Raw genomic sequence first — 21,722 nt, forward strand, 5'->3', positions numbered from 1 at the left:
TGAATAAAAATGTACGCATCAATGGCACGCAGCAATCAGCCCTTCACCGACGTTTTTCCACTCCTCGGTCGGGCTGTCGCCATTAAGTGCGGCGGCCTTGAGCAGCAGGCTTGCCGACAGGCCAGTACTGATGCAACACGCCTGGCAGCGCATGACCCAATCTACGTCTTGCATCGTGGTGGCGCGTCCTGAAGGCAGTTGCGCTGTCAGGCAACTCACTTGCTCAACGTTCCAGCCCAGCAGATGGGCCAACAGTTCGTTGGCTGTCTCTGCTGAATGTTGCGACAGGTCTTGATTGGTGAGTTGGAAGTAGTGCAACAGGTTCTCTTCTGACTGCGCCTGATGTCTTGCGCAATGACTGAACCGTTCGAGTAAATACAGCGTTTGAGGCTTAAGCGTTCCCGAACTGTTCGAGGCTAACCACGTGGGGTGGTCCATCAATGTCTGTAGCGTGCTGCTGCTCAGATGTAAGTTCTGGCAGGCTTGCGCGGTGCGAAGCACGCGTGCCAGCAACGGGGAGACTTCGCCGTCAGGTGCGATGATGGCCTCGACAATTTCCTTGGCATTCGTCTCGGCCATTTTCATCACACAGGGGGAATACTCGGCGGGCAAGTCAGCGATATCGTGCAGCAGTGTTTCTACCAGGCGTTGGTCGTCTCTGGTGAGCTTGGCGTGCTCTCGAAGTGCGGCCAGTCGGTTTTCCAGAGTTTGATTCAACGGTAAGTCATCTCTGGAAGTGTCGAACAGGCGACACCACGCCAGCACATCGAGATGGTTTTGCTTGAGCCAGTCCACTGCCCAATCCATCGCCATCAGTACATCGAGAATGTCGGGGGACGTAGTGTCCAGTGCCCCCGTCACCAACGCCCGACAGAACTTATCCCCACCGAGTAACCGAGCCAGTTCCGTGCACTCAAGAGGCGACAGCCCGAACATCCGCGCGATACGGGCCTGACGGTAGAGCGAGGAGATCGTCGGCAAATCCTGTTTCAATGGCAGGTATTTTTCAGTCTGTTTCACAAGCAGCAACAACGCATCTTCAGTGATGGCAAGTCCCAGGCCCGCGCCGAGGTAGCTGAGCGTCTTCAGGTCGGTGATTTCGAGATCCGTCGCCTGCCCTTCCCACGCAGGGCTTTCGAGCAGACGGGTGCGATTGAATACCTGGTCAAACAACGAAACACGCTCTGCGCTGGCGCGAGTCGGCATTTCGCTGATGAGCGAGGCAAACTCGTCTGGTGTGATGCCATGGCGCCGCGTCATGTACTGATAGACCCCAAGCGCCCGCAAGGTATTGGCGCTGAGTGTCATTTCGGTGTTGCCTTCCGAATGCATGATATTGATGAGCAAGGTATCCAGTTCGGCAAAGGGAATGCCCGTCCATCGCTGCAGTCGGATCATTCGCTGCAAACGGTCGAAACGTTCGAAGGACTTGTGACTGAACCCTTGTCGGGTCGCTTGGGTTTCAAGCTGGAGGGCCGGGGACGCGTAGGGGCCATTGATGTAAGTAGCGTCCTGGCGGTTACGAGTCGAGGGTGGGTTATTGGACGATACACGAGGGCTATATCTGCCATGCCTCAGTAGCTGTTCGACCTGTTCCGTCGTAAGCCCGGTGCGTTCCTTGAAGAATTCGAGATCGCCCAGGCGCCCGACTTCTTCAGTGCCGTAGGATTTTTTCAGGACCTCGAAATCGGTTTGCGAAGCGAGCAAGATTTTCTGCTGCAGCGGACTGAGCCCTGAAAGCAGCTTCTGCGCCTCGCTGGGTGGTTGCGAAACGTATCCGTACGGTGAGCCGTCCTGGCAAAACGGAAGCTTGAGACTGATCCGGTAATTCACTTCGCCCAAGGTTGGTTTGCCTGAGCCCAACCCAAGCAGGCATTGCTGATGATGAAGGTCATAGGGCAGTGAAAAGGGATAGTGTGCGCTGGCCAAGGCCTGATGGACCGTTGTGCCCTCCTTGAGACTGGCCTCGATATGGCTGCGTAACGTGTCGTTGACGATGTTGAGCATCGGGCGGGGAACCAAGGCACTCTGTGGATCGAGCATCAGTGTGTCGAGATCCGGTCGACGTGATGCCAGGGATATCTTGCGGCTATCCGTGGAGCTGTCTTCCAGCCGCCTGGCGAACCGGTACAGCGCACGCAGGTAGGCCACGGGCGAGTCGATCGCGGCGATGTCACCGTCTTTGCAGAATTGATCCCAGTTTTCCTGGAACAGCGCTTGATAGCTGATCGGCCCGGATGTTGGGTCTGAATCAAGACTGCGTCGAACACGGCGGGTATTGCTGGAGGAGAGTTGATGCTCCAAGTACAAGCGACTGATCCTTCGGGCATGGCCCTGCGCGTTGTCGTAGGCCTGCTCGGCACTTGCATTGCAGTACCTGGCGATTTCCCGGGCGAACTGCGCCTTGCTCATGCGCACAATGTCGAACACCGATGTCACGCCCATTTGTTCCAGGGCGGTTGTCAAAGCGGTTTTTGTGGCGTCCTCGCCGTCGTGGGAGCCAACGAGCCTGTGCAACAGTAAGTTGTTGCTTACGTCCATGTGGGGGCCTCTCCTGTGCGAACGGAATGTGCTTGTCCAAGCGAAAACCGTACAGGAGTGGGCCAAGAAAGGCGGTAGGACGAGAGGCGGGAGATTTGTACGAAAGAGCGATTTGTGGGGTGCGCTGAGGCAAACCCTGTGGGAGCGGGCTTGCTCGCGAAGGCGGTGGCTCAGTCAACTTCAATGCTGGCTGATCTGACGCCTTCGCGAGCAAGCTCGCTCCCACAGTGGGGCATGCAGATATCGAGGCGGGTATTAGACGCGGAAGTGGCTCACCATCATCTGCAACTGATTGCCCAACCGCGCCAGTTCCACACTGGACGCAGCGGTCTCTTCGCTGGCGGCGGCGGTCTGTTCGGAGACGTCGCGCACGTTGATGATGCTGCGGCTGATCTCTTCAGCCACGGCGCTTTGCTGCTCGGCGGCGGCCGCGATCTGCTGGTTCATCGACTGGATGTTCGACACCGTGCGGGTGATGTTCTCCAGTGACACACCGGCCTTGCGGGTCAGCGCCACGCTGCTGTCGGTGAGGTTGCGGCTGTTGTTCATCACCGCAGCCACTTGCTGGGTGCCGTTCTGCAGGCCGGCCACCAGGCCTTCGATTTCCTCGGTGGATTTCTGCGTGCGCTGGGCCAGGCCACGGACTTCGTCGGCGACGACCGCGAAGCCACGGCCTGCTTCACCGGCGCGGGCGGCTTCGATGGCGGCATTGAGCGCCAGCAGGTTGGTCTGTTCGGCCACGGCCTTGATCACGTCCATCACCGCGCCGATTTTGTCGCTTTCCTGTTGCAACACGGTCATCGCATCGGTAGAGCGCACCACCTCGCTGGCCAGGCGCTCGATCTGGGCGATGGCTTCGCTGACCACCTGATCGCCGGCGCGGGCTTCACCGTCGGCGGCGGCCGCGGCTTGGGAGGCTTCCTCGGCGTTGCGCGCCACTTCCTGGACGGTAGCGGTCATCTCGTGCATGGCGGTCGCGACCTGGTCGGTCTCGACTTTTTGGCTGTTGACCCCGGCGCTGGTCTGCTCGGTCACGGCGGACAGTTCTTCGGCGGCGCTGGCGATCTGGGTCACGCCGTCGCGGATGCCGCTGATCAGGTCACGCAGGGTCACGCCCATGCGGGCGATGCCTTGTTGCAGCACACCCAATTCATCGCGGCGGGTGACGATAACGTTCTGCGACAGGTCGCCGCTGGCAATGCGTTCAACCACGGCCAGGGTTTCGCGCAGTGGGCCGGTGATCTGACGCGTAATGATCACGGCGGCAATGACGCCGACCAGCAACGCCAGGAGGGTGCTGATCAATTGCAGGGTGCGGGCCTCGGCGCTTTCGGCGTCGCGGCGGTCGAGTTGGATCTGGTACAGCTGTTCGCTCAGGGCCACGATGGTCGCACCCTGGTCGGTCATTTCCTTGCGTGCCTGCACCACGTCGGCGGTGGCCAGCTTGAAAGCCTGCACAGCGCTGCGGTACTGGGTCAGGGCGTTTTCCAGCTGGCGCAGTTCATCCTGGCGGGTGCTGGAGAAAAGTTCATTCAGTGGCTTGAGCGAAGCGATGGCGGCGTCCAGTTGGGCGACGGCCTTGCGTTCAGTGTCGGCGTTGCTGTTGGCGGTGTAGCCGCGTACTTCATAGCGGGCCAGCATGAAGGCCTGCTTGGCCTCGGTGATGGCCTGGAACTGGGCGAAACGCTCATCGCTGAGGGCCATCTGGCGCACGTCGGCGTCGATGGTCTCGATCAGCTTGTGGGCGACCTCTGCGTTGGTGCCCATGACATCGCGGGCGCTGTTGCCGGTGCGGTAGGCGCTGCGCATCTTATTCAGGGACACCTGATAGGCGCCGATGACTGCGCTCTGCTCCTTGAGCAGCTTGACGTTTGCCGGGCTCTTGAAGCTGCTGAGCAAGGCGTTCTGTTGCGCCACGAAACCATCGAGGGTGGTCTGCACATTTTGTGCGACGGTCTCGTCACCGTTGGCCAGCATGTATTGCAGGCGAACGACGCGCAGCTTGGTCAGGCCGGCGTTGAGCTGGGTGATGTCGCTCATCCAGTTACTGCGATCGATCAGCCCGCCGAGGCTGGTCCAGCTGGTCAGGGCCAGCAGGCAGGTCAGTACCAGCACCAGGCCAAAGCCCAGGCCCAATTTCATGTTGACGCTAATGTTGCCAAACCAGCTGTTCATCAATTCCTCCAGGAACGTTGTGCTGCTTGATCGTCGGTACGCTGGAAGATTGTTGTTGTTAAGAGCCAGCAAGAACATGTAACAGGGCTGTATCGGCGACGGCCTCCGGATCTGAAGTTTTTTTTCACATCGCTTTCACTGCCTGCCTACGTCGGCCTCTCTACTGTCGCGCCATCGAATCACAGGGTGGATGCCGTCGGGGCGGCTTGATGTGGAACTGAGACTGAGTTTTTTCGGCCTGGCGCGCTCGATCGATACGAGTCGCTTCGCCCGTTACCAAAACACGATGGTCGTGCTGGCTTCGGCGCTGCTGGTCATCCCGCTGGTCTTCTGGCTGCTCAGCCCGGCGGCGGTGCCGGACCTGGCCCATGGCAACGTCGCTGGCGCCCGGGCCTTGGCCGAGGGCTGGGCCAAGGGCGAGATGATTGTGCTGGTGCGCCATGTCGAGCGCTGCGACCACGCCAAGGCTGCGTGCCTGAATGACCGCGAAGGCATCACCGACCGCGCCCGTGCCGTTGCGGTGGGCCTCGGTGCCCGGTTCGAACAACTGGGCCTGGACAATGTCGACCTCTACAACAGCCCACGGGTGCGCACGGCACAGACGGCGGGGTACATGTTCAACAAGGTGAGTGCCGGTGACGATTGGCTGTTCAACTGCCGACACGATCTGCTGCGCAATGCCTTGGCCCACAAGGTGGCCGGGCGCAACCTGATCCTGGTCACCCACAGCGAATGCATGCAGGCGATGGAAACCGCGCTCCAGCGCCCGACTTCCTCGTTCGGCTATGGGGCTTCGTTGTTCGTTTCCAGCGCCCAGCCACAAGCGCCACGATTGCTCGGTTTTATCGAAGCCTCCGATTGGCGCTCGGTGACATTCCAATAACTTTCCCCTCGATCAGGACCGCTCATGCTGACGTCTGCTCGCGCCCGTTTCTACGGGCTCAACCTCGGAATTCCCCTGGCCTGTGCCGCCGTGGTGTTCCTGCTGTTCGATCTGACCCGTATCGACATCGCCATCAGCGATCTTTTCTACGACCCGTTGCACCGAGTCTTTGCGTTGCAGCACGAGCGCCTGTTCGAGCAAATCACCCACAAATGGGCGAGGGTCATTCCGAACTGGACGGGCGAGGCGGCGATTGTCGGTGCACTGCTGTCGTTTATCTGGCCGCTGTTCAAGCCTGAGAAACACCCCGCATTGCTTCGTGTGCTGGACAAGGCCAGGTTGACCAAACCGCTGCGTGTTGCCCACAGGCACCGTCGCGATTTTCTCTATGTGGTCTTCGCCTTTTCCCTCAGCACCGGCGTCATCCATTACCTCAAGGGCCACACCAGCGTGTATTGCCCGGTGGAAACCACCCAATACGCCGGCAAGATCGAGCACAGGGAATGGTTCCAGAATTTTGACCTGCTAAAGGTCGCCGGCGACGGCCGCTGCTGGCCCGGCGGTCATGCATCCGGCGGCTTCACGATGTTGGCGCTGTATTTCATCGCCCGGCGCTACCGCTGGCGTCACTCCAAAGCCGTGATGTATGGGGCGCTGGCCTTGGGGTTTGTCTATGGCACGACGCGAGTCCTACAGGGCTGGCACTACATGTCCCACACCTTCTGGGCGGGGATCTTTGTCTGGTTGAGCTGTTGGCTGATGGCGTTGCTGTTTTATGGGCGAGCGGCCTTGGAACAACCGGTGTCGGGCAACACCCTTCGTCAGCCTGAACGCCAGGCAAAAAAAAGCCCGCTGGGAGCGCGGGCTAAAACCTTAGTTTCTTGAATGAGCGAGGGGACTTTACCGAATCACGCGGGGGCGTAGGGTGAAGAAAAGTTCATGGGGCCGGCGCCTTGCACGACCTCATGTCCTCCGACACTTTTCACCTGAGATCAAACCGATCCAGGTTCATCACCTTGACCCACGCCGCGATGAAGTCGTTGACGAACAGCTCTTGCGCATCCGCGCTGGCATAGACTTCGGCCAAGGCCCGTAGCTGGGCGTTGGAGCCGAAGACCAGGTCGACACGGGTGCCGGTCCATTTGACCTGGCCGGTCTCGCGGTCGCGGGCCTCAAAGGTTTCCTGAGTGTCAGAGAGTGGTTTCCATTCCACCCCCATGTCCAGCAGGTTGACGAAAAAGTCATTGCTCAACGTCCCTGGCCGTTGGGTAAAGACACCGTGCGCCGTATGGCCGACGTTAGTATCCAGTACCCGCAGACCGCCGATCAGCGCCGTCATCTGCGGGGCGCTGAGGGTCAGCAGTTGTGCCTTGTCGATCAGCAGCGCCTCGGCAGACACGCGGTACCGCCCCTTGAGGTAGTTGCGAAAACCATCGGCGATGGGCTCGAGAAAACCGAACGATTCGACGTCCGTCTGCTCTTGGCTCGCGTCCATGCGTCCCGGTGCGAACGGAACCGTCACGCTGAGCCCGGCATTTTTCGCCGCCTGTTCAATACCGGCGCTGCCGGCCAGCACGATCAGGTCCGCCAGGGAGATTTTCTTGCCGTCGGATTGCGCGGCGTTGAACGCGCTCCGGACCTTGTCGAGGATCGCCAGCACCTGGGCCAGTTGCTCAGGCTGGTTGACTGGCCAATCCTTCTGCGGGGCCAGGCGTAGGCGGCCTCCATTGGCGCCGCCGCGTTTGTCGGAGCCGCGGAAGCTGGAAGCCGCGGCCCATGCCGTAGACACCAGCTGTGAAACCGTGAGACCCGAGGCCAACAGCTTGCCTTTCAGGGCGGCGACGTCGCTGTCGTCGACCAGCGGATGGTTGACCGCTGGAATAGGGTCTTGCCACAGCAGTTCTTCGTTGGGCAGTTCCGGGCCGAGGTAGCGTGAGAGCGGGCCCATGTCGCGGTGGATCAGCTTGAACCAGGCGCGGGCAAAGGCGTCGGACAGTTGCTCCGGGTTTTCCAGGAAGCGCCGGGAGATTTTTTCGTAGATCGGGTCGAAGCGCAGTGCCAGGTCGGTGGTCAGCATCGTTGGGTTGCGCCGTTTGGCCGGGTCGTGGGCATCGGGAATGATCCCCGCGCCCGCACCGTTTTTTGGCGTCCATTGGTGCGCGCCGGCCGGGCTCTTGGTCAGTTCCCACTCGAAGCCGAACAGGTTCTCCAGGTAGTTGTTGCTCCAGCGGGTAGGCGTGGTGGTCCAGGTGACTTCCAGGCCACTGGTGATGGTGTCGGCGCCCTTGCCGGTGCCGAAGGTGCTCTTCCAGCCCAGGCCTTGCAGCTCCAGGCCGGCGGCTTCGGGCTCGGCACCGACATTGTCCGCAGGTCCCGCGCCGTGGGTCTTGCCGAAGGCGTGGCCGCCGGCAATCAGTGCCACGGTTTCTTCGTCGTTCATCGCCATGCGGCCGAAGGTTTCGCGAATGTCCAGCCCGGCGGCGACCGGGTCCGGCTGGCCCTCGGGGCCCTCCGGGTTGACGTAGATCAGCCCCATCTGCACGGCGGCCAGCGGGTTCTCCAGATTGCGTCCGTCGTCAGTGCGGCTTTCTTCGTTGCCAGGCTCGGCGACCAATTGGCCTTCGCCGGGATCCTGCATGGCGGCTTTGTCGGGCTTGCCGTAGCGAACATCGCCCCCCAGCCATTTGTTTTCGGAGCCCCAGTAGACGTCTTCATCCGGCTCCCAGACATCGGCGCGGCCACCGGAAAAACCGAAGGTCTTGAAGCCCATGGACTCCAGCGCGACGTTACCGGTGAGGACGATCAGGTCGGCCCAGGAAATATTGCGACCATACTTCTGCTTGATCGGCCACAGCAGCCGGCGTGCCTTGTCGAGGCTGACGTTGTCGGGCCAGCTGTTGAGCGGCGCAAACCGCTGCTGGCCGGAACCCGCCCCACCGCGTCCGTCACCGGTGCGGTAGGTGCCTGCACTGTGCCAGGCCATGCGGACAAACAGCGGCCCATAGTGGCCGAAGTCCGCCGGCCACCAGTCTTGGGAGTCGGTCATCAGTGCATTGAGGTCTTGTTTCAAGGCCTGGAAGTCCAGGCGCTTGAACGCTTGGGCATAGTTGAAATCCTCGCCCATGGGGGCGGACAGCGAGGAATGCTGGTGCAGGATCTTCAGATTCAGTTGGTTCGGCCACCAGTCGCGGTTCGTCGTGCCACCGCCAGCGGCGTGATTGAACGGGCATTTCGATTCGTTTGCCATGGGAAGCTACCTTTGGTCGTATTCATCCAGCTATCCAGCCCGGCCGGGCTTCGGATAGCGACAGGCGAAATAAATGACACAGGGCGCAGGGCTCACAGTTCGCTCAACTGATCGTGTGTGGCGACACGGCTACGTGCGCTAGTTGCCAGTGCAATGGCCCACGGCAAGCCCAATACGTTTCTGAGCGTTTCGTATCTCTTTGTCAGGTTTCACGGGCCGGATTGCACCAGCCTGAATTCAGGCTAGTTCCCCTTTGCCAGATAGCTAATAGGCGCAGTATTAGCGGTCGATAGCGATAGTCTTTATCGGCCCCGGCGGGAGTCGCCCCTGCTTGGCAATGGGTTAACGGCCTTGATTCGCAATCGGGAAGCCGCAGGCGCCGACCTGCACGGGCCTTACAAACGTTTTTTTCGCTGTAATTGTCGACGCTGTCTGTGAGACGCGTCTCTTTTTTGCGTAGAAAGTTTCCGCTCTCTTGAACCGAAGGCGATATGCAGGGTCTGGTGTGCGCGCATGGCTGTGCATGCCTGCTGTCATTTCTGTATCGAGGGATCGAACATGTCCGTATTTGCCTTAGGGACGAGGCTAGTCGTCGCGTCGCTGTGTTTTCTAGCGATGAACATTGCCGTCGCCGCGCCAACCCCCGGCGATACGGACCTGATCCGTGAGCGTCAGGACCGGCTGCTCGAAGAGCAGCGCCGACGTCTTGAAGAACTCAAGGACCTGCCTGGCAAGGAGGCGAAGCCGGCCCAGCCCACGGCACCTGTCGATACCCGTTGTTTCCCGATCAAGACCATAGAGCTCAAGGGCGCCGACGCCCTGTCCGAAAGCGAGCGCCAGCGCCTGCTCAAGCCCTTTCTCAACCAGTGCCTGGGCGTGCCGCAGCTTAACCAGTTGCTCAAAGTCATCACCGATCATTACCTGGAAAAAGGCCTGGTCACCAGTCGCGCCTACTTGCCGCAACAGGACCTGTCAAGCGGTCACCTGCAAGTGCTGGTGGTCGAGGGGCGCCTGGAAGGATTGAAAGGTGCCGAGAACAGTAAGCTGTCGGAGCGCGAGTTGGCGATGGCGTTTCCCGGCAAAACCGGCGAACTGCTCAACCTGCGTGAGATGGAGCAGATGGTCGATCAACTGAACCGCTTGCCGTCCAACCGTGCACAAATGGAACTGACGCCGGGGCAGAACATCGGCGGCAGCGAAGTGCGGGTCAATAACACCCCGCAAAAACCTTGGCGCGCCGGCCTGTCACGGCATAACGATGGGCAGAAAAGCACCGGCGAGCAGCAATGGGGCGCCTCCCTGGACTGGGACAGTCCCCTGGGCCTGGCTGACCAACTGGCCTTGCGCGGCGGCCACGATGCCGTCAGCGATCACCAGAAAACCTCGCGCAACGGCATGCTCTATTACAACCTGCCGTTTGGCTGGTGGAACCTGAGCTACACCTACAGCCAGAGCGAGTACCGCGCCGTGGGCCAGGCCAACGGCTTCAACTTCAAGCAGAGCGGCGACAGCCAGAACCATCAGGTGCGCCTGGAGCGGGTGGTCCATCGCGACGCGGTGAGCAAGACCTCCCTCAACACGGGCCTTTCGTACCTGCGTACCAACAACTTCATTGAAGACAGCAAGCTCGCCGAGAGCAGCAATCGCATCAGCGAGGCGCAGTTCGGCATCAACCATGGACGGCGGATTGGCAATGCCTTCGTCAACCTCGACCTGGGCCTGCAACAAGGTATTGGCGCCCTCGATGCCCAGGGCGATCACGAGCCGGGTCCTGGCGTGCCGGATGCACGCTATCGCAAATACACCGCCACCCTCAGCTACCTGCAACCTTTTGAGCTGGGTGGCGAATCCTTCAGCTTCAGCAGCCTGATGACCGGCCAGCGCAGCGAAGACGTGCTGTTCAGCCCGCAGCGCATGAGCCTGGGCGGCCTGTCGTCGGTTCGTGGCTACAAGGACCAGACATTGTCCGGCGACAGCGGCGGCTACTGGCGCAACGACTTGCGTTGGAGCCGCCCGGTGACGTTGGAGTGGATGCGCCCGGTGTTCGCTGAATACGGCACCAGCCTCGGTTATGACCAGGGCGTGATTCGCGGTAATCGCTACAACGGCGACGAGCACGGGCGCATGTCGAGCAATTCGCTGGAGTTGTTCGCCCGTGGTGAACACCTGAACGCCAGCGTCACCTTCGCCCATTCCCTGGAACGTCCGGATGCCCTGACCGAGCGCGAAGCGCCGATCTATTTCCGCTTGGATGTATCCATCTAATTTTTGCTGCAACGAGACCTGATCATGGACGACCGCCAATACGCCTTCCTGGCCCGCCAGCCTTCTGCTGCCCTGAAAACCCGCGACACCTTCTGGGGCATGCCCAAGCGTGGCCTGGCGTTCCTGCTGGTCAACGTCATGTTCTGGCAACCGATGTGGGCCCAGGCGGGCGGCATTGTGGTCAGCGCGCCGGGCACCAGTCTCGGCCAGGCCGGCAACGGCGTGCCGGTGGTCAACATCGCCAAGCCCAACGGCAGCGGTCTGTCCCACAACCAATTCAAGGACTACAACGTCGGCAGCAACGGCGTGATCCTCAACAACGCCACCAATCCCGCCCAGTCCACGCAACTGGGCGGGATTATCCTTGGCAACCCGAACCTCAAGGGTTCGGCCGCGAAGGTCATCCTCAACGAAGTCAACGGTGGCAACCCGAGCCAGCTGCGTGGCTACACCGAAGTGGCGGGGCAGTCGGCCCATGTCATCGTCGCCAACCCCTATGGCATTACCTGTAACGGTTGCGGGTTTATCAATACGCCCAAGGCGACCCTGACCACGGGCAAGCCGATCATCGAAAACGGCCAGGTGGGTCGCTATCAGGTGGACCAGGGCAGCGTCGCCATTGAAGGGGCGGGCCTGAACGCGAACAACGTTGACCGCTTCGAAATCATTACTCGCAGCGCCAAGATCAACGCCGAGATACAGGCGAAGAACCTGACCATCGTGGCCGGGCGCAATGATGTTAATGCCAACACCCTGAATGCCACTGCCCGCGCCGATGACGGCAGCGCCAAGCCCGAACTGGCGATCGACTCCTCTGCGTTGGGCGGCATGTATGCCGGGGCGATCAAGTTGGTGGGCACCGAAGCGGGTGTCGGGGTGAAGCTGGATGGCAAGATGGTTGCCAGTGGCGGGGATATTCAGCTCGATGCCAATGGGCATTTGAGTTTGGCGCAGACGGTCGCCGCCGGAGCCATCGACATCGAAGCCAAAAGTCTGGAAACCCGTGGCCAGGTGTACGCCGGTAGCCGTCTGGACGTGAAGACCCAGGGCGACCTGAGCAACCAGAAAAACCTGGTGGCGCGCGACAGCATTCATCTCGACAGCGGCGGTACGCTGAGCAACAACGCGATCATCGAAGCCGGGGTCAATCCAGACAACAGCCGCAACACGGCGGGCGATGTCACCCTCACGGCAAAACAGCTGAACAATGGCGGCAAAACCGTCATTGCCAGTCGCGACCTGAATGTCACGACCACCGCAGCGCTGAACAACCAGGGCGGTACGCTCAGCGGGCAGCGCAAGACCACGGTCACAGCCGATACTGTGGATAACCGCAACAAAGGCCGAATCCTTGGCAACAGCGAACTGCACCTGAAGGCCAGTCAGGTGCTGAACGCACAGGGCGGCCTGATCAATAGCCAAGGCATTTTGACTGCCAACCTGGGCTATCTGGACAACAGCGCAGGCGAACTGTCCAGTCTGAACAGCGCGACCCTGGTCCTCGGCAGCCTGGACAACCTGACCGGCCTGGTCATGGCCGGCAAGAACCTCGACATCACCAACGCGGGCGCGATCAACAACCAGGGCGGCGAACTGTCCAGCCAAGGCAGCGTGACCGTGCGCACCGCCAGCCTGGACAACCGCAACAAAGGCACCGTGGCCGCCAATGGCAAGCTGCTGGTCACGGCGACCGGCCAGGTCAACAACGCTGATCAAGGCCTGATCGCCAGCCGCAGTGCCGGCGTCGAGCTCAAGGCCGCCCGCCTGGACAACGCCAAGGGCACGCTGCAAGGCAAGGGCCCGGTGACCGTGGTTGTGACGGGCGATATTGATAACCAGGGCGGCACGATCATCGCTCAAGACGCCGACCTGAACATCGAAGCGGCCAACCTGGACAACCGTGGCGGCGTGCTGTCCAGCGTCAAGGCCGCGCTGGAAGCACGCACCACCGGCGTGCTGAAAAACGGCTACGACGTGAACCGCCAGGGCGGCACGATCCAGGCCCAAGGACTCAGCATCCAAGCCTTGGCTGGGCTGTTCAACGACGGCGGTCGCATCGCTGCGCAAGCCGGGGATGTCGTGATCACCAACGCAGCTGCGGATATCAACAATCGCAACGGTGGGATATACGCCACGGGCAAGGTCTGGGTCACTGGCCGGGGAATGGACAACAGCGGCGGCGGGCAGGTCAGTGCCAGTCGCATCGACTTTGACCTTTCGGGTGCGCTGAACAACAACGCCGGCATTATTGAAAGCCAGGACAGCCTGGATATTCTGGCCGCCAGTTTGAGCAACCAGAAAGGCCAACTGCGCACCCTGGGCCAGAACAGCACCACGGTGTTCAAGATCGGTGGCCTGTTCGATAACAACGACGGCACCCTGGAAACCTCCAGTATTGATGTGGGCTTCAACACCGGCAGCGTTCAGAACGTGGGCGGCAAGCTGTTGCACACCGGCCTGGGCGTGTTCGGCATCAGCCAGGCCAACCTGGGGCAGGCTGGCGGTCAGCTGGTGACCTACGGCAACCTGACGGTGACGGCTGATCGCTGGACCAACAACACGGCGATCCAGGCCGGGCACCTGGTCGTGGATGTCGACCAGTTGACCCAGACCGCCACCGGCCAGTTGCTCAGCACCAATAGTATGGTGGGCCGAGGCAGCAACTGGCGCGTCGACGGCCTGATCGGCAGTGATGGAGCCATCGACCTGCAACTGACCGGCGCCTATACCGGCAACGGTCGCTTGAGCAGTCTCGGTACCCTGGGCCTCAAGGCGGCACTGATCAATCTGGAGCAAAACGGCAGTATCGCTGGCGGTGGCAACACAACCGTCGTAGTCGATGGCGTCCTCAACAGCTACGGTCGGCTGACCTCGGCGGCGGACCTGAGCGTCACGGCCGCCACGCTCAACAACTACGGCACGCTGGGCAGTGCCGCAGCGCTTGGCGTATCGACCGGCGACCTGCTCAACGAGCACGGATTGATCTTCAGCGGCGGCAACACCAGCCTGCGCGTAAACAACCTGACCAACCGCTATGCCGACATCTACAGCCTGGGTGATCTGAGCATCGATCGCGACGGCCTCGGCACCCGTGCCAACCGCATTCTCAACAGCTCCGGCACGCTGCAAAGCGACGGCAACATGCGCTTGGCGGCCAGCACCATCGACAACGTCCGTGAGGTCTTGGCCACCAACGATGCTGGCATCTACACCGCCTCGATCAGGGAAGTGGCCTGCGTACCAGGTGATTGCGACGGCCCCAAGCAAAACCACGTCTGGCAGATCGTCCAGCGCGATAAGTTCGAAGTCACCGCGGCCAGCGCCGCCTCCAGCATCACCACCGGCGGCAACCTGAATATCCAGGGCGACACCCTGACCAACCGAAGCAGCAGCATCGGCGTCGGCGGTGCATTGACCGCCAACCTCGTCAGCCTGAACAACATCGGCATCGAGACCGGCGAGATTGAAACCTCGCGCACCTTCAGGTCCCAACGCACGCGCCGCCCGGGTAGCTGGCGCGCAGAGGCCAATGACTTCACCAACAAATACTGGTTGCAGAGCCCAGGCTACAACGCCAATGACCTGAGCGGTCTTGAAGCGGCGATGAGCCATTTTATCGGCAGAACCGAACGTGAGCTGACGCAGTTCCGTACTCAGACAACCACCACCGACAGCCAAACCTATGCCGCGATTATCCAGGCCGGTGGTGCCGTCGACATTCCTACCCAGGGCGACCTCAACAGCGGCGTCGTGCGTGGCGGCTACAACTACGTTGGCGCCGGCCCACGCACCGACACCCAGGCCGACAACGCCTTCTCGACCCGCATCAGCGTCAATCGGCAGCTACCTCCGAACCTGACCCAGCAACAAGTTGATCCACTGGCCTTGCCGGGTTTTGACTTGCCCACCGGGCAAAACGGCCTGTTCCGCATGAGCGGCGACGGCTCCACCACGCCGACCCAGAGCACGGGCCTGACGCAAGTGCGTGGCCTGCCGGACCGTTCGTTCCAGGCCAACCCGCAAAAATACCTGATCGAGACCAACCCGGCGCTGACCGACATGCGCCGGTTCATGAGCTCGGACTACCTGCTGACAAACCTCGGCTACGACCCGGACACCGCCGCCAAGCGTTTGGGCGACGGCTTCTACGAACAACGCCTGATCCAACAGGCGGTGATCGCCCGCACCGGCCAACGCTTCCTCGACGGCCAGAACTCCGACGACGGCATGTTCAAGTACCTGATGAACAACGCCATCGCCAGCAAGGACAGCCTCAACCTGTCCCTGGGCGTCAGCCTGACCGCCGAACAGGTTGCGGCCCTGACCCATGACATCGTCTGGATGGAAAACCGGACGGTGAATAATCAACAGGTGCTGGTGCCGGTGCTTTATCTGGCCCAGGCCAACCATCGTCTGGCGCCGAATGGTGCGCTGATTCAGGGTTCAGACGTCAGCCTGATTGCGGGTAAGAACCTGAACAATGCGGGCACCTTGCGTGCGTCCAGCAACCTGAGGGCGACGGCGGGCGACAGTCTGGTCAACAGTGGGTTGATGGAAGCGGGTGGTCGGCTGGATGCGTTGGCGAGTAATAACCTGACTAACAGGGCGGGTGGGGTTATTGCTGGGCGGGATGTCAGTGTTGTTGCCGTCGCTGGTGATTTGACCAATGAGCGAACCATTACCCGGCATGCCAGCAGCACTGGCTACAAGACTGAGCAACGCGAATTTGCTGACAACGCGGCGCGGATTGAGGCGAGTCATGACCTGACGATGGGTGCAGGACGGGATATCGCCAACAAGGGGGGCGTGCTCAAGAGCGGCAATGACATGGGCTTGCAGGCGGTGCGTGATGTAAACATCACCTCCGCCGAGCAGGTGGACAGCAACACGATGGGGAGCAGGCACCGGGACCAAACCATTACCCAAAATGGTTCCAGCGCTACTGCGGGCCGGGAGATGAAGGTGACGGCCGGGCAGGACCTGCGGGTCGTTGCCAGCAACGTCATCGCCCAGAGCACCCTGGCGCTGACTGCCGGGCGCGATATCGCGATCACGTCTGCCGCCAACGAAAGCCATCGCTCGTCCCAGAGCAAAAAAGTCAAAAGCAGCAGCGACCTGGTGCGTCAGCAGTCTTCGGTTATCCAGTCGGGTGGGGACCTCAGCGCCAAGGCAGGGCAAGACCTGAGTCTCGTCGCCAGTCAACTGAAAGGGGCCAAGAACGTTGCGCTCGACGCCACGCGCGACATCAGTCTGCTGTCCGCAACGGACGAAACCGCAGAGTTCTACTCGAAGAAAAGCAAAGGCTCCTTTGGCCGCAGTAAAAGCGAACAACGGGAAAGTTATGACAGCACCAACGTCGCGTCGGTGGTTGAGGCGGGGCAAGACCTGACGGTCAATACCAGCCAGGCCGCCGGTGGCGGTGTCACGCTGGATGGCGGCCGCAACGTCACGGTGATCGGCAGCCAGTTGAACGCCGGCAATGATTTGGTGGTGGGTGCCACTGGTGATGTGGCGGTGCTCTCGGGTATCGAAGAACACGGCTCCTATAGCAAGAAAACCAAATCGGGTTTCCTCGGCTTGTCCAAGAGCGGCAAAAGCGAGCTGAAAACCACGGCCTCCCAAGTGGCCAGCGAGCTGGAAGCAGGCAACGATGTGGTGCTGGTCGCGGGCAACGACTTGCGTTTGCGCGCTAGCGAAACCACTGCCGGTAATGACGTGGAACTGCGTGCAGGCCTGGTCAAGGACAGCGGTGACATCAACCTCGTCGCGGCCAATGACGCCGCTTACAGCCATAGCGAGCAATACAAGAAGAAAACCGGGCTCTCGGTCTCGGGTGGCTTCCTGTCGTTCTCCTCGGCCAAAGAGTCGGGTCGGATCGCGCAGAGCAGCACCAGCGTGGGCAGTCAGGTGACGGCGGAACGCGATGCGACTTTACAGGCAGAGCGCGATATCAACCTGGTGGGCAGCGGGATTGAAGCTGGGCGTAATGTCAGTCTGAATGCCGGGCGTGATGTGAATGTTCTGGCCGCGCAAAACAGTCGTTCCGAGCGGGATTGGGAAAAGAACAAGCAGGCTGGGATCGGTGTTTCTTCGGATGCTAATGGCATCAATTTCTTCGCTGGCGTGGATCGCACCAAAGAGAAAAACCGGCTTGAACAGCAAACCGCTGCCGCCAGCCAGATCAGTGCCGGTCAAAACCTGGTCGTCAACGCCAAGCGCGATATCGCCCAGACAGGCTCGGACCTTGAGGCGTTCAACGATATCGACTTGACGGCAGGTCGGGACATCAAGATCGACGCAGCCCGTGAAAGGCTGCTGATCGAGCATGAGCGCGAGAGCGAGCGAAACGGCGCCAGCCTGAGCATGAACCATAACTACGGTCGCACTCGCGATGCCGTCAAAGGGGCCGGCCAGGGTGAAGACAATGTCAGTAAGGCTTCCAGCACGCTGAGGGCTGTGGACAGCGTTTCCCAATTCGCTTCAGGCCCCACGTTCGACGCGAAGATCGGTAACAGCAAACAGAGTACCAGCGAGCAGATCGTTGAACAGACTCGCCGTGCGTCGACGCTGGACGCGGGCAACGATCTGAATATGATTGCCAACAATGATGTCCGGGCGAGTGGCAGCCAGTTGACCGCTGGGCGCGATATCAATATCAAAGGCCGCGATATCACCCTTGATGCCGCCAAAGGCAGCTATGCCGAAGAAACACGTGAACGGCAAAGTTGGGGCGGGATCCACGGTGGTACCAGTGGCGGCTTCAAGATTGGTGTTGGCGGTAGCAATGGCATTGCCAGCGGCGACAGCGAACAGCAAACCTCGACCGTCACATCCCTTGATGCGGGGCGAGACGTCAATCTGCGTGCAAGCAATGACCTGAACCTGATAGGTACTCAGGTCAAGGCTCAGCGTGACATCGACCTGCGCGCTGCAAACAACCTGAACATCCGTGCCGCTCAGAACGACAGCGCCAGCGACAACATCCGCAAGAGTGGCGGCGGGGAAGTCGGCCTCAGCGTCGGCTCTGAAGGTGTCGGCATCTACGCCAGCGTCAACCTGGGCAGAGGTAATCTGGAGCGTGAGGCCCAGCGTCAACAACAAGCCTATCTGTATGCGGGCAATCGCTTGGGCTTCACCAGCGGCAAGGACACGAATATTGCCGGTGCAGACCTGCGCGGTAATGAAGTCATCGGTCGCGTAGGCCGCGACCTTAATGTTTCGTCGGTGCCTGATACGGGCAAGGTCGAAGGCAAAGAGTTCGACCTCAGTGTGACGGTGACCGTGGGGCCGGGTGCGGGCGTGAGTGGCTCGGTCGGTTATGGCCAGACCACCGGCTCGACAGAATGGGTCGGGCAACAGACCCGTATCACCGGGCAAGACAAGGTCGACATTCGTACCGAAAACCATACTCAGCTGGACGGCGCCTTGATCGCCTCGGACACCGGCAAGCTAAAACTCGACACTGGCACGCTGGGCTTCCGCGACATCGCTGGCAAGGACAAGGAGCATGGCTATTACCTGAACGTCGGTGGCAGCTACTCCAAGGGCGGCGGCGGAACCCAGGACAGTAGCCAGGTCGGCAAAGGCGAAAAGGACAAGAACGGTTGGAGTGTTGAAGGCTGGAACTACGAGAAGGACCGCCAGCAGATCGTACGGGCCACCGTGGGTGCTGGCGACGTTGTGGTTCGCAATGACGCCGGGACCGGAGCCGACTCGGCGAAAGGCTTGAACCGCGATGTCGACAAGGCCTACGAAATCACCCGGGACGATGAGCACCGTACAGACTTGTACGTGACCAAGTCCTCCGTGACGGCGGCCCTCAATCCGTATGAGACCGCCAAGGAGTGGACCAAACAGCTTCGCAATTACGACGAAACGGCCAAGCAGAACTTCCAGCAAGCCGGTTACGACTTCAACGCGGCGGTCAACAAGATCGAGGCGGGGTTGGGGCGAGAAATGGATGCAAATGCCTCGGCGATGGTAGGCGTCGATTTTGCCGAAGAGACCATGGAGGCGCTGATCATCGGCGGCCTCACGCGTGCCCAGGCCATGAAGACCATGGGGGATCCAGAGTTTCAAGAGCGGGTGCTGGCTGAGGTAGGTCGGCTCGCAGGTGTGGATGTGAAGCAGGTCGAGGCTATCAGCAAGGAAGTCCAGGTGACCTCGTCTGACACTGGGCGCCCACCGGCTTTGGAGCTAGATGCCTCTTATGTTACTGAAGACGATGTCGAGAGGCTGAGCCTTGCCCAAGATACCTTACGGACATTTTCGGGGATCAATGAGTACGCCGCCGCGCATCAAGATGAGCAGCAAGCGATCTCGGTAGTCATTGCCATGGCACAAGGCCCCAAAGGGCTCGTGCAACTGGCTGTCATCAACGCAGCCTCTGAAACCGAGCCGGGCAAAGCGCTGCTTGAGAAAACCGAGCAATTCAGTCAAGCCGTAGGGGAAAAAATCGCCAACGAGATTGAAGGTACAAAGCTCGATTCAAAATTCGAAACGGACAAGTACCTGATCGGCGGCGGTCAGTTCATGGCATCGGTGTTGACAGGTGTGCTTTCGAAAGGCAGAGGAGCGAAAGAGCCTAAGTCCGTTTCGGTAGTGGACGGAACGGGTGCAAAAGGGAACGTTTCTGGTTTACTACCTAAACCCGGTAACACATCTGTACCGGTGAGTGGTGTAGGTGCGGGTGCCATCTTTAAGGTGGATTCCAACCAAATAGGTAAGAAACTGGGTAAGCATGTTAAAGATTATGGCGGTGATGCAGCCAATCCTGCAGATCGCAAAGTTGTGCTTGATCGGATTAATGACATTGGGAATCATCCTGAGAAGGTGATTCCTGGGACTTTCGCCGGACAGGGAGCGAATGGCGCACGTGGTGATGTATTTTTTAGAATAAAAGGTAATGATGTGGTTGTTACTAAGCCTAATGGAGAGTTTGTGACTATCCTGAAGGACGGAGCAATTCAGAATCCCTCTGTGCTAAGCGCATTAAAAGGAGATGTAAGGTAATGAGGCGCCCTGATCTTATGACCGCTTGGTTGCTGGCTGTGCTTGGGAAGAAACTATTGTCAGTAAATGCTATTTTTCATGTTTTTGCTTCTAGAAGGGACCCTTTTCCTCAAGAAGTCAGCTTTCAATTCTATGGTTCTGAGGCCGGGAAGTTCTATGGTGGTGGTGACGGCTCATCGCTATTGTTTTCTCTCGGTCCAATTGTCGGTTGCGACTTAGGTGAGTACGGCAGGCAAGACGTCTTTTGTGTCTCTGGCGAGCCCTATTTTCTTAATGTTGTGGAGAAAAAATTGCTTTCAGCTTCGCTGGTGCAGTCTTCAGTGGCCGAGGCGGTAATAGGCGTTGCTCTTTCGTTTGATGGCGACTCTTGTCTATCCGTATTGAATTTAGGAGATGAGCTTTTTGTTTATGACGAAATTCCAGTTGAGATAATACGTAGTGAAGGGCTTGATTTGATTTCGGTGAACTAGCCTTAAGACAAAAAAGGGGGCAGGTTTGTTTTATGAAGCGCAGAGGGCAGATTTGTTGGTTTTATGGGAACCGAAATGAGCGATTTTAGCATCTCGTGGACGGCTCCAATCAGACCGTCTTATTCGCTTGCGGGGATTCCGTTAGGAGTTCATATCAAAGATTTTGAAAGGGTTCTTGATGAATATGCTTTAGAAAATATGGAGGGTGCGTATAGGTTTGTAGGATCCCCAGTTCTAAGGATGGAAAATTATTTTGATTCGATGGGGGATGGTGGGTATGGGTTTCATATTGTTGATTTGGAGTTGACTAATTGGCGTCTGTATTATGATAGCTCAGATCATCCAGGTGTTGAGACAAGGGCTCTTCATGTGCTTGCTCGCAACTGGAAGATTTATGCTGTTAAAGCGTGGATGTATGAGAGCCTTGCTGACGGTGGTAAGCCGATAAACTCATATCAAGGTAAGTTGCCAGAAGGTATTGGGTTAGGAAGCTTTGTGAGAGAGCTATTGCCGTACGCAAATCTTGAGTTCGATAGCGCAGAAGAGTGGTTTTGTACAAGCAAAGAATATGGAGGGTTGGAGGTGGCAGGTTATTGCTGTGATCTGGATGATAGGCCGGATCAGATAATTACTGCGTTAACAGTAGTTGGCTAGTTGGCAGGGATTGAGAAAAATGGGAGTTGAGCTGTTTTTCGAAAAGGTGACAGATTTATTGTGTGGCGTGTAGAGAGGCAAGCCTATTGCCTTTGCCCCATTATAATTAATCTGCCCCCATTTTCTCTATCACCCAACACATGATCGGCGGCGGGGACGGCGCGCGCGGGGTTGTGTTGGTTCCTATGGTCCAGGTCAGCCAGGCCATGTATTCAACGTGGTTAATCAAAATGGGATTATCCGATACCTAAATGGGCAGGCTGGGGAATCGGCTAATATGAATAATTTTTTAAGACACTGCAGTTGATGAGAACTAACTCAGCAAAAAGGGGGCAGGTTTATTTTATGAAACGCAGAGGGCAGATTTGTTGGTTTTGCTCGGTTTATAAATAGATCTGTCCCCTTTTTTTAACGACGAGAGCCATACCAAGAGTAAAAGCGACCTGGCCTGGTACAAGATGAAAGGCGAGGGGCG

At 59.3% G+C, this 21,722-nt stretch carries 9 protein-coding genes and 1 pseudogene; 6 read left to right on the forward strand and 4 right to left on the reverse strand.

Annotated elements, in window-relative coordinates:
- Positions 1-18: 18 nt before the first annotated feature.
- The 3 genes and pseudogenes from ACLH0I_RS04690 to ACLH0I_RS04700 all read right to left on the reverse strand — a co-directional run.
- Entirely contained in the window at positions 19-2,541 is a 2,523-nt protein-coding gene (locus ACLH0I_RS04690; RefSeq protein ID WP_411386440.1) for a Tc toxin subunit A, read from the reverse strand.
- A 255-nt stretch (positions 2,542-2,796) separates the two neighbouring features.
- Positions 2,797-3,660 (reverse strand): methyl-accepting chemotaxis protein, encoded by an 864-nt coding sequence (locus ACLH0I_RS04695; RefSeq protein WP_411387460.1) that lies wholly within the window; start codon positions 3,658-3,660, stop codon positions 2,797-2,799.
- Between the two features lie 42 nt (positions 3,661-3,702).
- Positions 3,703-4,794 (reverse strand): annotated as a pseudogene (locus ACLH0I_RS04700) (methyl-accepting chemotaxis protein); the annotation flags it as partial.
- A 112-nt stretch (positions 4,795-4,906) separates the two neighbouring features.
- On the opposite strand from ACLH0I_RS04700, the gene ACLH0I_RS04705 reads away from it, so the two are divergent.
- Positions 4,907-5,599 (forward strand): histidine phosphatase family protein, encoded by a 693-nt coding sequence (locus ACLH0I_RS04705; RefSeq protein WP_411386441.1) that lies wholly within the window; start codon positions 4,907-4,909, stop codon positions 5,597-5,599.
- Between the two features lie 24 nt (positions 5,600-5,623).
- Positions 5,624-6,484 (forward strand): phosphatase PAP2 family protein, encoded by an 861-nt coding sequence (locus ACLH0I_RS04710; RefSeq protein WP_411386442.1) that lies wholly within the window; start codon positions 5,624-5,626, stop codon positions 6,482-6,484.
- 97 nt (positions 6,485-6,581) lie between these two features.
- Here ACLH0I_RS04710 and katG read toward each other — a convergent pair whose 3' ends face one another.
- Positions 6,582-8,846, reverse strand: a complete 2,265-nt coding sequence (gene katG / locus ACLH0I_RS04715) for a catalase/peroxidase HPI (protein WP_411386443.1) — start codon at positions 8,844-8,846, stop codon at positions 6,582-6,584.
- A 558-nt stretch (positions 8,847-9,404) separates the two neighbouring features.
- Here katG and ACLH0I_RS04720 point away from each other — a divergent pair.
- The 4 genes from ACLH0I_RS04720 to ACLH0I_RS04735 all read left to right on the forward strand — a co-directional run bounded on the left by ACLH0I_RS04720 (position 9,405) and on the right by ACLH0I_RS04735 (position 21,247).
- Positions 9,405-11,111 (forward strand): ShlB/FhaC/HecB family hemolysin secretion/activation protein, encoded by a 1,707-nt coding sequence (locus ACLH0I_RS04720; protein ID WP_411386444.1) that lies wholly within the window; start codon positions 9,405-9,407, stop codon positions 11,109-11,111.
- 24 nt (positions 11,112-11,135) lie between these two features.
- Positions 11,136-20,123: a hemagglutinin repeat-containing protein gene (locus tag ACLH0I_RS04725; RefSeq protein WP_411386445.1), complete on the forward strand. Its 8,988-nt coding sequence runs from the start codon at positions 11,136-11,138 to the stop codon at positions 20,121-20,123.
- A 17-nt stretch (positions 20,124-20,140) separates the two neighbouring features.
- Positions 20,141-20,593, forward strand: a complete 453-nt coding sequence (locus ACLH0I_RS04730; RefSeq protein ID WP_411386446.1) for a hypothetical protein — start codon at positions 20,141-20,143, stop codon at positions 20,591-20,593.
- A gap of 75 nt (positions 20,594-20,668) precedes the next feature.
- Positions 20,669-21,247, forward strand: a complete 579-nt coding sequence (locus ACLH0I_RS04735; RefSeq protein WP_411386447.1) for a hypothetical protein — start codon at positions 20,669-20,671, stop codon at positions 21,245-21,247.
- Positions 21,248-21,722 lie beyond the last annotated feature (475 nt).

Source organism: Pseudomonas sp. MPB03 (genome assembly GCF_046605385.1).
Taxonomy (GTDB): domain Bacteria; phylum Pseudomonadota; class Gammaproteobacteria; order Pseudomonadales; family Pseudomonadaceae; genus Aquipseudomonas; species Aquipseudomonas zanjanensis.